General features: G+C 40.5%; 11 protein-coding genes. 5 read left to right on the top strand and 6 right to left on the bottom strand.

The genetic code is table 11. The annotated features are described in order from the left end of the window. The first annotated feature begins 65 nt into the window (after window positions 1-65). The 5 genes from BC751_RS05455 to BC751_RS05435 all read left to right on the top strand — a co-directional run bounded on the left by BC751_RS05455 (window position 66) and on the right by BC751_RS05435 (window position 8379). Window positions 66-1163, top strand: coding sequence for a 6-bladed beta-propeller (locus BC751_RS05455; RefSeq protein WP_130274658.1), 1098 nt, complete (start codon window positions 66-68; stop codon window positions 1161-1163). Between the two features lie 157 nt (window positions 1164-1320). Next, a complete protein-coding gene (gene polA, locus BC751_RS05450; protein ID WP_130274657.1) occupies window positions 1321-4131 on the top strand; it encodes a DNA polymerase I in 2811 nt (936 codons plus the stop codon). A gap of 117 nt (window positions 4132-4248) precedes the next feature. After that, on the top strand, window positions 4249-5628 hold the full coding sequence (gene radA, locus BC751_RS05445) for a DNA repair protein RadA (RefSeq protein WP_130274656.1): 1380 nt from the start codon (window positions 4249-4251) through the stop codon (window positions 5626-5628). Further along, entirely contained in the window at window positions 5629-6051 is a 423-nt protein-coding gene (locus BC751_RS05440) for a secondary thiamine-phosphate synthase enzyme YjbQ (RefSeq protein ID WP_130274655.1), read from the top strand. Between the two features lie 114 nt (window positions 6052-6165). Continuing rightward, on the top strand, window positions 6166-8379 hold the full coding sequence (locus BC751_RS05435) for a DUF5916 domain-containing protein (protein WP_130274654.1): 2214 nt from the start codon (window positions 6166-6168) through the stop codon (window positions 8377-8379). On the opposite strand, the gene BC751_RS05430 is transcribed toward BC751_RS05435, so the two are convergent. The 6 genes from BC751_RS05430 to BC751_RS05405 all read right to left on the bottom strand — a co-directional run bounded on the left by BC751_RS05430 (window position 8380) and on the right by BC751_RS05405 (window position 14719). After that, the gene (locus BC751_RS05430; protein WP_130274653.1) at window positions 8380-8892 is read right to left on the bottom strand and encodes a hypothetical protein; all 513 of its coding nucleotides are present in this window, start codon (window positions 8890-8892) and stop codon (window positions 8380-8382) included. Between the two features lie 86 nt (window positions 8893-8978). Next, complete coding sequence (locus tag BC751_RS05425) at window positions 8979-11381, bottom strand: alpha-L-rhamnosidase-related protein (protein ID WP_130274652.1); 2403 nt, start codon at window positions 11379-11381, stop codon at window positions 8979-8981. An 87-nt stretch (window positions 11382-11468) separates the two neighbouring features. Beyond that, window positions 11469-12062 (bottom strand): hypothetical protein, encoded by a 594-nt coding sequence (locus tag BC751_RS05420; protein ID WP_130274651.1) that lies wholly within the window; start codon window positions 12060-12062, stop codon window positions 11469-11471. A gap of 4 nt (window positions 12063-12066) precedes the next feature. Then, window positions 12067-13029: a polysaccharide deacetylase family protein gene (locus tag BC751_RS05415; RefSeq protein WP_130274650.1), complete on the bottom strand. Its 963-nt coding sequence runs from the start codon at window positions 13027-13029 to the stop codon at window positions 12067-12069. Window positions 13030-13044: 15 nt separating this feature from the next. Then, a complete protein-coding gene (locus tag BC751_RS05410; RefSeq protein WP_130274649.1) occupies window positions 13045-14007 on the bottom strand; it encodes a polysaccharide deacetylase family protein in 963 nt (320 codons plus the stop codon). A gap of 154 nt (window positions 14008-14161) precedes the next feature. Further along, complete coding sequence (locus BC751_RS05405; protein WP_130274648.1) at window positions 14162-14719, bottom strand: hypothetical protein; 558 nt, start codon at window positions 14717-14719, stop codon at window positions 14162-14164. Window positions 14720-14776 lie beyond the last annotated feature (57 nt).

Here is a 14776-nt window from a genome sequence, read left to right as displayed (position 1 = left end):
AAAAGAAATGAAGGCTCCCCGTTTCTTTTCAAATATAAGTTTCTTTTTATCTCTAATCCTGAACTATGAAAAAAATATTATTGATTCTTTTAGTATTTGTTTTTGGATGTAAATCAACAGATAAAAAATCTTCGAAAATTTCTATTGGGATCGGTGAAGTAAAGGAAAATGTAGATTTATCAAAAATTATAGAAATCAAGCAGGAAATTTTTATAAAACATAGTGGTTTTGAAAGGTTTGGGGACGTTAAGAAGGCTTTTTTGCTTAATGATTTTATTTATTTACATACGGAATTCCCTAACACTATTACCAAGCTGACAAAAGAGGGTCAGGTAATCAATCAATTCATTCCTGATTTTCAAATTACCGAAATCACATCAATTGACTTTTTTGATTCTTTGATCTATGTTTTGGACAGGGAGTCCATGGAAGTACACCTGTTTGATTATGAATTTAAAAGAAAGGACCAATTTAAGATCCCTTATTTTGCACAATCTTTAAAAGTTATTTCTTCAGACAAAATCGCCTTCTTTTTGGGAAATGAGATCATGGAAAATAAAGGGAGATTAGTAATTTATAACTACAAGGATAAAAAACCAATTGCTGATCTATTGGAAATATCAAAGAACCAAAAAAGGTACTTTAACTTTTTGACCAATTATCACTTCCTTCATATCAGGAACAACCTCTATTTCTGGAACAGCCCACAAAATGCAATATTTAAGTTGAGTGAGAATGGTCTGTTGGACATTGATTACAAAATTGATTATGGGAAAAAGAGCTTACCAAAAGATTTTTATGAAAAAGCAGATTACAATAATCCTTTTGAATTCCTACAGGATGTTAGGGCCAAAGGATATGCCCATCGGCATTTTAAGATGTTAGCCAACAATGATTATTTACTATTTCATTTTGATTATGATTCAGCCTTTGGAACCACGATCTTCAATTTAGAAAACCAAACTTCCACATCATTCAAAAATATTGTTGATGATATTTGGACCGATAAACCTTTTGAAGAATTAATGCTTTCATTTTTCCTGGAACTTTATGGTGACAACCTTTTCATTGGTTTTTTGCCATACGAATTTTTTGAAGAGAGCAGCACCTCGGGCGGGGATGAGCCGTATGATATTTTAGTCATAGGTAAAATTAAAACCTGAAGGCGGACTCATCTATGATCGGAAAGGTATTTGCAACCACCGCCAAATAGGCCATCCTATAAAAAATTAGATTCAAGCCTTTTAATTATTATTTGTAATTTAGCCCTCCCTGGGAAATTAATACCGAGGCATTTCACTTATCAGATAATCGAAAAATATGTCTTCCAAAGGAGATAAAAAACTCTTTTTGCTGGATGCCATGGCCCTGATCTACAGGGCACATTTTGCTTTCAGCAAAAACCCTAGAATCAATTCCAAAGGCCTGAATACCGGTGTCATGATGGGTTTTACCAATACCCTATTAGAAGTGCTGGAAAAACAAAAGCCTACCCATATTGCCGTGGCCTTCGACACCAAGGCACCTACATTCCGTCATACCCAATTTGATGCTTATAAGGCCAATAGGCTGGAACAACCTGAAGATATAGAAATCGCCACGCCTTGGGTAAAGCAAATTGTCCAGGCATTCAACATACCCGTTCTGGAAATGGACGGCTATGAGGCGGATGATATCATTGGCACCATCGCCAAAAAAGCAGAACGGACGAGTTTTGAGGTCTACATGATGACCCCGGACAAGGACTATGGACAATTGGTGGAAGACCATATTTTCCTGTACAAACCAGCCTTTATGGGCAATGGCGTAGAAATTATGGGGCCAAAAGAAGTCTGTGAAAAATGGGACATCGAACATGTGGATCAAGTGAGAGACATGCTTGGACTGATGGGAGATGCCGTGGACAATATTCCCGGCATTCCAGGAATTGGGGAAAAAACGGCAGTTAAGCTTTTAAAAGAGTTTGGTTCTCTTGAAAATCTTTTGCAAAACACGGACAAACTGAAAGGTAAGCAAAAGGAGAATGTGGAGAAGTTTGCCCAGCAAGGGCTTTTATCCAAAGAATTGGCTACGGTCAAAACCGACGTTCCCATAGAATTTGACGAGGTGGCCCTCCGATATGATGGTCCAGATGAAGAAAAACTAAAAGCCATCTTTGCAGAACTGGAATTTAGAACCCTAACCCAAAGGGTGTTTGGTGAGAAAATGAAAAAACCCCAGGTGAAAGTTTCTGAACAATTGGGCCTTTTTGCCGGGATGGAAGAAGTGGAAACAGAGGAAGAGGTCATCGAAAGCCCTATTCCTGAACCAATCCTTCATGACAGTATATTGACCACTGCCCACGATTACCATAAAGTGGAAGGGGAGGATGCCATCAAGGAGCTAATCCAATACCTGGAACTCCAGGATGAATTCTGTTTTGATACGGAAACTACCTCTTTGAATCCCAATGAAGCCGAATTGGTTGGGCTTTCTTTTGCCTATGTTCCTGGAGAAGCCTTCTATGTGCCCTTCCCCTCCGATCAGGAAAAGGCCAAAACACAATTGGAATTCTTTAGGGGTATTTTTGAAAGTGAGGCCATTATCAAAATCGGGCAAAATGTCAAATATGACATATTGGTCTTGATGAATTATGGGCTAAAAGTCAAGGGGAAACTTTATGACACCATGTTGGCCCATTACCTGATCGAACCGGAAGGAAAACATTCTATGGATTGGCTGGCACAGCAATACCTGAACTACAAACCGGTATCTATCGAGTCACTTATCGGGAAGAAAGGAAAATCCCAGGGCAATATGCGGGATGTGGATGTGGATGAAGTGGTGGCCTATGCAGCAGAAGACGCCGATGTTACTTTGAAATTGAAGCAGAAATTTGATCCGATTATCAAATCCAATGGACTGGAAAAACTACTCAATGAAGTGGAAAACCCACTCATTGAAGTTCTGGCTGATATGGAGTTTGAAGGTGTGAAAGTTGATACTTCCAGTTTGGCGGAATTGTCTTCCATCCTGGATGAAGAAAGTAAAGAGATTGAGAAGCGTGTGTATGAACTTGCCGGAGTAAGGTTCAACTTGGCTTCTCCAAAGCAGTTGGGAGATGTGCTATTCGAGAAATTAAAATTGGATCCCAAAGCCAAAAAGACAAAAACAGGGCAGTATGCGACAGGTGAGGAAGTGTTGAGCAAACTGGCAGGGGACCATGAAATCGCCCAGGCCATATTGGATTACCGACAGATGGTGAAGTTGAAATCCACCTATGTAGATGCTTTGCCGACCATGATCAACCCAAAAACAGGTAGGGTCCATACTACTTATAACCAATTCGTAGCGGCCACCGGCAGGCTATCATCCATAAATCCCAATCTGCAGAACATCCCCATCAGAACAGACAGAGGAAGGGAGATAAGAAAAGCTTTTGTGCCAAGAGACAAAGACCATGTGCTATTTGCAGCGGATTATTCTCAGATAGAGCTCCGCATCATGGCAGCCTTTTCGAAAGATGAATCCATGTTGGATGCCTTCAAAAACGGAAAAGATATCCATGCTGCCACAGCCGCAAAAATTTTCCAGGTGCCTTTGGAAGAAGTGACTTCTGACATGAGAAGAAAAGCCAAAACTGCCAATTTTGGGATAATTTATGGCATATCTGCTTTTGGGCTTTCGCAGCGATTGAACATTTCCCGCGCCGAGGCCAAAGAAATTATTGATGCCTATTTCAAAGAATTCCCAGCTGTCAAGGCTTACATGGATGATTGCATAGAAAAGGCAAGGAAAAACGAATTTGTAGAAACAATCCTCGGCAGAAGAAGGTATCTCAGGGATATCAACAGCAGGAATATGACCATGAGGGGTTTTGCAGAGCGCAATGCCATCAATGCCCCCATACAGGGTTCTGCTGCAGATTTGATCAAAGTAGCCATGATCCATGTCCACCAATGGATGAAAAAAGAAAACCTGAAGTCAAAAATGATTCTTCAGGTGCATGATGAATTGGTATTTGATGCCCATAGGGAGGAGATCGAATTATTGAAAAAAGAAATCCCAAAACTGATGTCAGGGGCAATCAATTTAGGGGTGCCTATTGTAGTGGAAACGGGTGTGGGAGAAAATTGGCTGGAAGCGCATTAAAAAGCACTTTCCCTAACCTATATTCATTCCCTAGCTGGATAATGTATTCCAGCAATCACCATTTAATCCCTGTGATTCATTTAAGGCAATAAACCACCTCCTAGGCATTATTCATTTATGGCAAAAATTAAAACTTCCTATTTCTGTCAAAATTGCGGTGCGCAAAGCCCCAAGTGGCTGGGCAAATGTCCGGCCTGTGGGGAATGGAACACCTATGTGGAAGAAATTATTCAGAAAGAAGATTCCGGCAAGGGCTCCTGGAAGCAGGGAGCAGGAAGGGAAGGTAGAATTGCCAGTCCTAAAAAATTACAGGAAATCGATTTTGAGCAATATCCACGGATTATCACCCGGGATATGGAATTGGACAGGGTGCTTGGAGGGGGGATTGTTCCAGGCTCCCTTATTCTTATTGGAGGTGAGCCCGGCATTGGCAAGTCAACCCTGATGCTTCAGATAGCCCTGATGCTTCCCCGTCTGAAAGTGCTGTATGTTTCCGGAGAAGAAAGTGAATCCCAAATCAAAATGCGGGCGGAGCGCATGCAGGTCAGTTCGGAAAACTGTTATGTGCTTTCAGAAACCAACACCCAAAACATATTTGAACAGATCAAGCTGTTGGAGCCCGACCTTTTGATCATAGATTCCATACAGACCCTTCACAGCAAGCATGTGGAGTCTGCCGCAGGATCAGTATCCCAGGTAAGGGAATGTACGGGAGAATTGATGCGTTTTGCCAAGGAAACTGCCACACCTGTGTTTTTGATTGGACATATAACCAAGGATGGCGCCATTGCAGGCCCTAAAGTATTGGAACACATGGTCGATACCGTCCTTCAATTTGAAGGTGACAGGCATCTCTCTTACCGCATCCTCAGGACTTCGAAAAACCGATTTGGCTCGACCAATGAACTGGGCATATATGAAATGCGCGCTGAGGGCTTAAGACCTGTAGCCAATCCTTCGGAAATCCTACTGACCCAAAGAGAAGAAATACTCAACGGCGTTGCGATAGGCGCCATGTTGGAAGGAAACAGGCCCCTTTTGATAGAAATACAATCTCTGGTCAGCCCGGCCACTTATGGCACACCACAACGCAGCAGTACAGGTTTTGACAGCAAAAGGCTGAACATGCTGTTGGCGGTCCTGGAAAAGAGAGGGGGCATGCGTTTGGGACAACAGGATGTTTTCCTCAACGTGGCCGGTGGATTACGGGTAGATGATCCTGCTTTGGATCTGGCGGTATGTGCTTCCCTGATTTCCTCGTATGAGGACAATCCTGTTCCGGAGGACTTCTGCTTTGCAGGAGAGGTTGGTCTTGGGGGTGAAATCCGAGCGGTGCACCGTGTGGAAAACAGGATTGCAGAAGCTGAGAAATTGGGATTCAAAAGAATTATGGTATCCAAATATGCCATCAAGGGACTGGATGTGGACAAGTATAAAATCAACATCATTGCTGTCAGCAAGCTGGAAGAGATGTATCAGGCGATATTTGCAGGATAAATGAAGACTTTTCAGAAAACTATCAGACTTAAACCTTATCCCCGAGGATTTCATCTGATTACAGATCTGGTGGAGAAAGCGTTTCCTGAAATCATGGAAATCCAGGCAGGGATACTCCATGTTTTTATCCAGCATACTTCTGCGGGATTGACCATCAACGAAAATGCAGATCCTACAGTCCGAATGGATTTTGAAACTTTCATCAGCGACCTTATTCCTGAAAATTACCGGAAATTTATCCATAATTATGAAGGTCCCGATGATATGCCCGCCCATATTAAAAGCAGCCTATTCGGAAATTCCGTTCAGTTACCTATCAGCCATGGGCGGATGAATTTAGGTACTTGGCAGGGAATCTATCTTTGTGAATTCAGGGATTATGGGGGCTCAAGAAATTTGGTTTTGACAGCTTGGGGAAACTAATAAAAACATTGTTTTTCGTTTTTAAGGGATTACATGAGATTTTTACCACTGATATAAATCACATGAAATCATAGATGGCGTATCTCCTAATTTGGAGAATAATTCCCAAGCACCATGAGGTTCCTTTTTGCGTCATTCCTGCTTTCCTTGTGCCTTACTACTTTCGCTCAGGAAGGAACTGCCTATAAATATCCTGCCCTCATTGCTGAAAAAATAAATTCGGAAATCCAATTAGACGGCGTGTTGGATGAGGCAGTTTGGGATTCAGAGGAATGGGCCAGAGATTTCCAGCAATTTTTCCCCTCTGATACCTCATTGGCCAAAGCCCAGACAAAAATCAGAATCGTTTATGATGACAAGTTTATTTATATCGCAGCCGTCATGTATAATTTGGGCCCCCGAGACAAATATGTGAGCACTTCCTTAAGAAGAGACTACAGGGGAGAACAGAATGATGGGGTGAGCTTTATTTTTGATACTTTCAATGATAATACAAATGCTTTTCAATTTGGAGTAAATCCCTACGGGGTTCAGAGGGAATCATTGATTGCCAATGGAGGTATGCTACAAACAGACCTCAACTTGGCATGGGACAATAAATGGTTTTCTGCCGCTAAAATCTACGAGGACCATTGGATTGTGGAAGCAGCTATCCCATTTTCAACACTCCGTTTCAATGACGGCACCAATAACTGGAATGTGAATTTTTACCGCATTGATAGCAAATACAATGAAAGAAGTACCTGGACGCCTATTCCAAGAAATTTTTCAGTAATTGCCCTGGCCTTTTCAAGGAAACTGATTTTTACCGAACCCTTAAAAAAAGAGGGGGCTAATGTTTCTATCATACCCTATGCCGCAATGGCTACGGATAAGAATTTTTTGACCGGAACCTCTAATCCGGTTAGACCGGCATTTGGAGGTGATGCCAAAATTGGGGTGGGACCTGCATTGAATATGGACCTGACCTTTAACCCAGATTTCTCTCAGGTTGAAGTAGATGAACAGGTGACCAACCTTGACCGTTTTGAGATTTTTTTCCCGGAAAGGAGACAGTTTTTTCTGGAAAATGCAGACTTATTTGCTGATTTCGGCACTCAAAATGTTCGGCCATTTTTTTCAAGAAGGATAGGAGTAGACAGGGATGAAACTACAGGGCAAAATGTGCAAAATCAGATTTTATTCGGAGGGAGACTGAGCGGTAAACTTAATGAAAACTGGAGGCTGGGTGTCATGAACATGCAAACCGCCAATGACCCGGAGAGGGGTATTTCCGGTAAAAACTTCTCGGTTGCCGCTATTCAAAAAAAGGTGTTTTCGAGATCCAACATCGGCTTGATCATGATCAATAGGGAAACCATCAATCAAACCAATGAACTGCCACTCTTTGACCCAAACGATTTTAACAGGATGGCAGGTATAGATTACAACCTTGCCACGAAAGATAACCGATGGACCGGAAAGTTCTTCTATCACAAGACTTTTGAAGCCCAACAGCAGGCAAATTCAAGTGCAATGCACGGGCAATTGAATTACAACGACATCAACATCTCAGCAAGTTTGGCCTTTTCTGATATTGGGGACAATTTCAATCCCAAAGTGGGCTTTACCCCGAGGAATGATTACAAGAGAATTGCCTCCCGGTTTGTTTACCAGTTTTTCCCTGTTTCTAATCTCATCAATAGACATGGACCGGGATTTGAAACAGAAGTCCTTTGGAACCAATCCTTAGGAACTACAGATGAACTCCATACCCTTTTGTATGAGTTTCAATTCCAGTCACTCTCTAGACTGGCATTCACTTTGAATAATCGGTATACTTATTTATTTGCTTCTTTTGATCCAACCAGAACCGGGGGTATTCCACTTGAATCCGGAACAGATTATCGCAACTCTTTCTTCGGTTTTCGGTACATCGGAAATCCCAGAAAACCATTTTTCTTCACATTAAGAGGAGATATGGGGGAGTATTTTACCGGAGATATCAAAACTTTACAGGGAACTATGAACTGGAGAATGGGATACCTGGCCAATATCTCCATGAACTTCAGTTATAACAACATCCGATTACCGGAACCTCAGAATTCCGCAGACTTATTTTTGGTAGGTCCAAGAATTGACCTGACATTTACTAAGGATTTATTCTGGACGACATTTTTCCAGTACAACAACCAAATTGACAATATCAATATCAATACACGCCTTCAATGGAGATATGCGCCGGTTTCTGACTTTTTTATCGTTTACACCGACAACTATTTCCCTTCTACCTTTGCCCCCAAACAAAGAGCATTGATCATGAAGCTAAATTATTGGTTCAATATCTGATCAATCTTCCAATTGATGCTTTGAAAACTCAAAGAAGAAATAAATTACCGGGCCAAAAAGTAAAAGTGGAAAAACAACAATGTGCCATTTGGGGATGCCGGCACCAAAATCTGATCCACTTTGAAATGAAAAATACTCTATTAACATGAACATCAGCACCAAAATAAACTTCACCCACCGCCAAAGCCTCTGATTGATTTCTATCAGCTTTTTGCCCTTTTCTGGAGAATCATTCCCTTTTTCTTCAGAAAAATCCCTTCTCAATCCAAAGAAAGTAATCCCTAAATAAAAAATGGTCGCAATAATCGGCAAAGTATATGTCATTTTACTGGCCCAATACACACTTGGGTTTTGAAAAAAGTCAAAATTTTCCGAAACCATTTTGGAACCCAACTGCTGAAAATAATAAGTCATAACCCATAATAGGACAAGGGCTACAATCGCAATTATCTCTATGATGGCATCCCAAAAGGAAAGCCCCTTAGTTGAAAGGTTGAATTTAGTCACTTTCATATGTCTGGTTGCCAAAAACACAAATAATGGTTTGCAAAAATAAGATTTCCAAACAAAAAGCGACTATCCGTTGATAATTCTTCTGTTTATTTTTTTATTTCTATCCGATTCTTTTTTCCCTTGATATGCAGAGAGATTTCAGCATCAGGTGATAACTCAAGATCTGTCCCGTTCAACTTTAAAAAATTATACCCCTGATTTTCCAGGTTAAACCTTATCTCCCAATCTTCCTGATCCTGGGAGATTTCAGCAATCAATCCTTCCGAAGATTGAGAATAAGTCACATTTAAAACATTTTCTCCAATAATTACATTTTCCAGACTTACCTTGTTCCAGGTTTCAGGTAACTGTGGCCGGATATTCACCATCTTAAGATGGGCCTGTGGCTGAATCCCAAAGAATTGAGTAATAATTGGAACTGCATAGGAATAAAGGTTCCATGCCTGGGTCATCATGCCATAGTCAGGTGAGACTTCATAAATTGATCCAGGCAAAGCAAACCCAAAAGACCTGGTAATTCTTTGAAGGTAATCCAATGCCTTATCCGGTCTTCCATAATTATTCTCTGCTATGGCTTGGACACCTGTGGGCAAAGTCATGACAGCCCCTGTATAAGAAAATACTTTGCTCCCTGCAAAAGACCCATCTTCCTTTTCTGCGGATTCATCGCGGTCGATCCCGGTCACAAAGACACCAAAAGGATTGACAAACCTACTTCCCTTATCCAATGCCCTTATGGCTTTTTCTTTATCTGCAATACCCATTTCCATGGGGGTATTCACTACCCAGTTATGAAAAATGACAAAGCCCTGTTTTTTGTCTTTGGGATACTTGCTGATTCTTTTTTTGGTGCTCAAAAGTTCTTCGACTGCCCAGGGCTTTTTCAGGGTATCTGCCCTGACAATGGCTGCATCAATCAAATGAAGCGCTTGAGAGGTGGTTCCGATAAAATCTGCAAAGGAATTGAATGCTTCCACCCAAAACTCCTCATTAATTTTTTGCGCTAATTTATCTGCAACCGCTCTGTATTCTTTTGCCTGCTCTTCTTCTCCCATGAAGGCTGCCATTTTTGAAGCATCATCAAAAGCCCTTTGTGTATAGGTGGCCACATCTATCATTTCAGATTCCAGGCCATGGATTTCCATCATGCCATAACCATCTGGGAATAGATTGCCATCTTCATCATTTTCTTCCATTAACCATTTGAGGCCCTTTTTTATGGTTGGATAATACCTGGCAAGGAATTCTTTGTCGCCAGTCCATTGAAAAACCCACCAAATCAGAGAAGCAAACTGTGGGGTCTCATTGATATTCCCCGGATTAAAAACCACTCCATTGGTGCTGACTTCATGGATAATTCTACCATTTCCATTGGATTCGGAAAGTTTGTGTATCAATTCGATGGTATTATAAACCAAATCCTTTCTCCCTGTAGCAATGGCGCCTTTGAGCGTATATTCATTGTCAACGCCAAACCACCAAGGGTAATCAGGCATACCCGCTCCCAATCCCCTTCCAAATTCAGGTACTTCTCTCACCAACCATTCTGTATTGTACTTGACCCATTCAAAGGCTTGTTCGAGTTTTTTATCTTCAATTGTCAATTTGGATTTCCCTGAAATCTGTTGGTAATGTTGGATCTTATCGTCTAAATAGTGCTCCGCATTGGCCCTTAACAGGTCAAAAGTTTTTTCAAGTTCCTGCTTCTTTTTGTAAGAGCCTGCTATAAAAAAACGTAGGGTTTGAGAACTCCCGGGATTTAACTTCAGACCATACAATAACTTTCCTGTTGAGCCTTTTCCACGGGGATCATAATTACAGTATGTAGAACTCTCCTTATCATATGCCTTGGGTTTTGAATTTGCCCCGAATAAAACATACCATTCATTCCCTTGGTCTTTGCCTCTCCAGGCCTGACGGGAGGCGTCAAATTCCAAAATATCCTCATGATCTACCATATTTGCGCGCTCTCCCAACCAAACAGGCATGAGGTCAGTATGGCCCGTAAACTCGAAATCAAAGTTTAGGGTTTTGTTATCCACATTTCTAAAAGTGAAATCTATGATAAGTCCTTCCTTACCATCTGGTACAAATTGAAATCGCTCAACCTCAATTCCGGGAATTGTGTTGAAAAAAAGGTGCTTGTTGCCTATTGGATAGTTGATAAAAAGATTTGCATTGTCTAAACAATACTGCTGGTTTTCCAATAATACTGCTGCTGTAAAACCATCCATCAATTTGATGGGATGGTTCCAAATACCTCCCATTTCCCCTTCCACATGCCAACCCAAATCAGGAAAACTTCCATCCTGATGACCAACCATATAAACCCTGTCTCCTGCAGCAAAAAATGGGGAGGACAAATATTCCTCATTGCCTTCTATCCCTTGTAAATCTACCAGCTTACCGCTAAGAGGAGAGATGGTTTCTTTACAGGAAAACAGCAGTAGAAATAAAAATAAAATCGGAATGTGTCTTACTTGAATCATGAAAGGACAGCTTTAAAATTAAAAACCCGTCTTCAAACTAAAGAAAAATTTTTAAAAACGAAAAAGATGCCTTTAGGCATCTTCCTGTTAGTTTTGTGCTGGTCTGGCAGGGACCAATAAAACATCCACCGCATTGGACTCCATGACAGTACCGTCTGCAAAAACAAATTCCATCCTTATCCGGTGTAGCCCTTGCAATTCAGGGTTTTGATTGAAATAAAAATACAACTTAGTGAAATTGGATTCATTGACATAAAAATCCAATAATTCCTGTTTGTTGATAAATTCTCCTACTCTGGTATTCGCTCTCGATGAGAATAAGATAATGGAAGAGAGATCATTTCCTGAACTTATTCCATTAAAGGAGAGATTGCTGAAAATTCTGATATCCCTGACCGGATTTTCGTTTAAATATTTTCCAAAACATCCCCTACCAATTTCCGGAAGGGTCCTGAAAAACTTGGAAAGCTGCATCTCCATTGTAAGAACTATGATCGGCAATTCTTGAGAATTGTCCCAAGGTTCTGTTTCCCCGATATTTGTCTCAGGGAACCACCTCCTAGGTTCAATTTTCATTTCATTGATGGTGAAAAAGCCATCATTACAGTCTTTTGAACAAGAACCACTGATCAAAAGCACCGCAATCAAGCATAAGGAAAGAAAGATTGACCGCTTGTTCATGTAATTATCTTTGTGGCAATATTAATTCATTACTTACCAAATTTCCAATTTCTTTCCATGTTATCAAATGAATCTTATTTTCTTTAAGCAGCTGCCTGACTTTTTCTCCGGTAAAAAAATCAAAATCTGCCTGTCTCCAGGCAGCATGCCAATGGGTAAATCGGGTAGTAATGGCACGCATCTCTTCATCATCATAAGCAATATGATTCAATAAAACAGTCACACCCGGTTGCAGGTTATTGAGCAATTGGGTATAAAAAGCATCCATTCCCATTTCGTCATAAGCTTGAGGAGTAGCTATAGCTGTATGGTCTATCAGAACAACTTTATCCATATCCACATCCTTAAACAATTCAGGGTTAGGCTTAATCACTGCATCTACAATCTGCTGGTTCATCATGGCAGGAATGCCATATTCCTGGGCCAATTTGAGATATGAAGCTACATATTCAGGTCTTCCATAGAAGACACAGCCCATATGGGAGTCCAGATGTGTCGGCCGGATTCCGATTTTCAAAGCCGCTTCAATCTGAGCCCTCATTTCTTTTTCAACCTCTTCAGGGGTAGCATTTTTGGCAACAGAAGCACAGTCTTTGTACATATAGCCATCCGGCCCAACCAAGCCAGGAACTTCTGATTTGGAAGCAATAGGTCCATATTTATAGGTATGCCATTCATTGGTAAGGGTAATATGGACTCCTATATCCAGACCAGGCATATCTTTGATCAATTCTGCCACCTCTGTAGACCAAGCACAGGGCATCATGATGCTCGTAGAATTGACCACCCCATTCTTTATCGCCTCTATGGTGGCACGGTTTTCCGAATTTGCCATTCCCAAATCATCGGCATGGATGATGAGGAGTTTGTCATTTTTGGAATAACCCAATCTTTCAGCCAAGGTTTGCTCTTGGGCTAAACAATATGTGCCGAGCAAACTTAATAGAAGGAGCGGTAGTTTTTTCATATAATAAATCATTTATTATTTGAATCCAGGATTGATGTCTTTCCAAGTTATCAACTTAATATTGTTTTCTTGAATCAATTTATTTGCTTTCTCACTTGTAAAAAATTCAAAATCATCGTTTCTCCAAGGAGAATGCCAATAATCGTGTCCCTCTGTGATAAGTTTCATCTCCTCATCATCAAATGCCGTGTGAATAAGTAAAACTGTAATTCCTGGTTTAAGATTATTAATGATGTCTGTGTAAAGTTGATCCATTCCTTTTTTTTCATAATCTTCTTCAGAAGCAATTAGGACCCTGTCTACATATGGGATATTTTCAATATCGATGCCTCTGAAATATTGTGGGTTCTTCTTGATCTTATTTTTGTAAATATCCCTACTTACCATAGGAACAACCCCATACTCAGCAGCAAGTTTCAGGTAGGAAGCTAAATACTCAATTCTACCTCTAAAAATACAACTCATATGGGCGTCTAAATGTGATATATTTATTCCAGCTGTCAATGCTGCCTCAATTTGGGCCCTTATTTCCAATTCCACCTCTTCAGGTGTGGCATTTTCCGAAAAACTTTTGCAGTCAGGATACATAAATCCTTCTTCATTAATAAGACTTGGTACTTCAGCCATTGGTGAAACAGTTCCCCATCGATAATTATACCATTCATTGGTAAATGTCAAATGAACACCAACATCCAGGTCAGGATAATCCTGAAGCAAAACTGCGGCATCCATAGCCCAGGAACAAGGCATCATAATAGCTGCAGAATTAACGACACCTTCCGTCATTGAAACAATCGTAGCCCTATTGTGTGATTTAGATAAGCCAAGGTCATCTGTGTGGATGATTAATAATTTATCTTTTGAAGAGTAACCGAGTTTTTCAAGTAAAGGATTGGTTGGATTACATTGAATAAAAATAAAAGCCAAAAGGACCGCAAAAGTCCTAGTAAAAAGCAGGGTTGTTTTTCTTTTTTTCATACAACTTGATGGTAAACAAAACATTTCCCTAATATAAAATATCTTTTAGAGAGCAGATGCAAAAAATTGACAACAACTTTAAAATACCAGAAATAATACTTAAGATTCTTAATATGTAAAACAATCAATTGACTATTTGTCCAGGTGAAAATATTTACCAACCCCAGGCAGGCCCGGGACTTTCCACCTCTTTGGTCAGATCAAACTTTACAGAGAAAAAGCGTTCTGAACCTATTCTTCTTAAATTATAGGTAAAGGAGGTTTCATCAATGGTTATCCACCAGACATTATTGGCAGCATAGGGAATCAGATCTGCTGTTTCCTGGTCAGCCGGGAAAAACTGGATACCTGCCATTCCGGTATTGGGAGCAATTCCTCCATATTGGGTGATTTCATCCTCTGACCCGTCCTCATGCCTATGGTCATGCTTCAATTTGATCCTATCATTTTCCAAAGTAAGGACCCAGGTCCTGGATTTATCTTCTCCCACAAAAAAAGGGATGTGGATAAAATTATCACCACAACCAACAACGTGCATAATCAAGCGCTTACCGGAAAAAGGATCATTTTCAGAAGGAGTCATGATCTCCCCCTCATAAGCTTTTCCACAATGCAGCTGTAAAGTCTGCCAAAAAACCTCATTAGGCTTCAATTCCTGTGCTTTGGTTTGAATTGCTATTAAAATCAGGGATATCACTAAAAGGTTTTTCATAATTTGAGTTGCTTCTGATATATGGGAATGTAAGAAAAGATAAATTATCGGAATCCC

Source organism: Cecembia calidifontis (assembly GCF_004216715.1).
GTDB classification, from domain to species: domain Bacteria; phylum Bacteroidota; class Bacteroidia; order Cytophagales; family Cyclobacteriaceae; genus Cecembia_A; species Cecembia_A calidifontis.
This window is presented reverse-complemented; position numbering and strand designations above follow the sequence as displayed.

Excerpts from the sequence above, each read along its gene's own strand:
- BC751_RS05420 (WP_130274651.1), bottom strand. The coding sequence starts at position 12,062 with ATGAACAAGCGGTCAATCTTTCTTTCCTTATGCTTGATTGCGGTGCTT.
- BC751_RS05440 (WP_130274655.1), top strand. The coding sequence starts at position 5,629 with ATGAAGACTTTTCAGAAAACTATCAGACTTAAACCTTATCCCCGAGGA.
- BC751_RS05415 (WP_130274650.1), bottom strand. The coding sequence starts at position 13,029 with ATGAAAAAACTACCGCTCCTTCTATTAAGTTTGCTCGGCACATATTGT.
- BC751_RS05435 (WP_130274654.1), top strand. The coding sequence starts at position 6,166 with ATGAGGTTCCTTTTTGCGTCATTCCTGCTTTCCTTGTGCCTTACTACT.
- polA (WP_130274657.1), top strand. The coding sequence starts at position 1,321 with ATGTCTTCCAAAGGAGATAAAAAACTCTTTTTGCTGGATGCCATGGCC.
- BC751_RS05410 (WP_130274649.1), bottom strand. The coding sequence starts at position 14,007 with ATGAAAAAAAGAAAAACAACCCTGCTTTTTACTAGGACTTTTGCGGTC.
- BC751_RS05425 (WP_130274652.1), bottom strand. The coding sequence starts at position 11,381 with ATGATTCAAGTAAGACACATTCCGATTTTATTTTTATTTCTACTGCTG.
- radA (WP_130274656.1), top strand. The coding sequence starts at position 4,249 with ATGGCAAAAATTAAAACTTCCTATTTCTGTCAAAATTGCGGTGCGCAA.
- BC751_RS05455 (WP_130274658.1), top strand. The coding sequence starts at position 66 with ATGAAAAAAATATTATTGATTCTTTTAGTATTTGTTTTTGGATGTAAA.
- BC751_RS05405 (WP_130274648.1), bottom strand. The coding sequence starts at position 14,719 with ATGAAAAACCTTTTAGTGATATCCCTGATTTTAATAGCAATTCAAACC.
- BC751_RS05430 (WP_130274653.1), bottom strand. The coding sequence starts at position 8,892 with ATGAAAGTGACTAAATTCAACCTTTCAACTAAGGGGCTTTCCTTTTGG.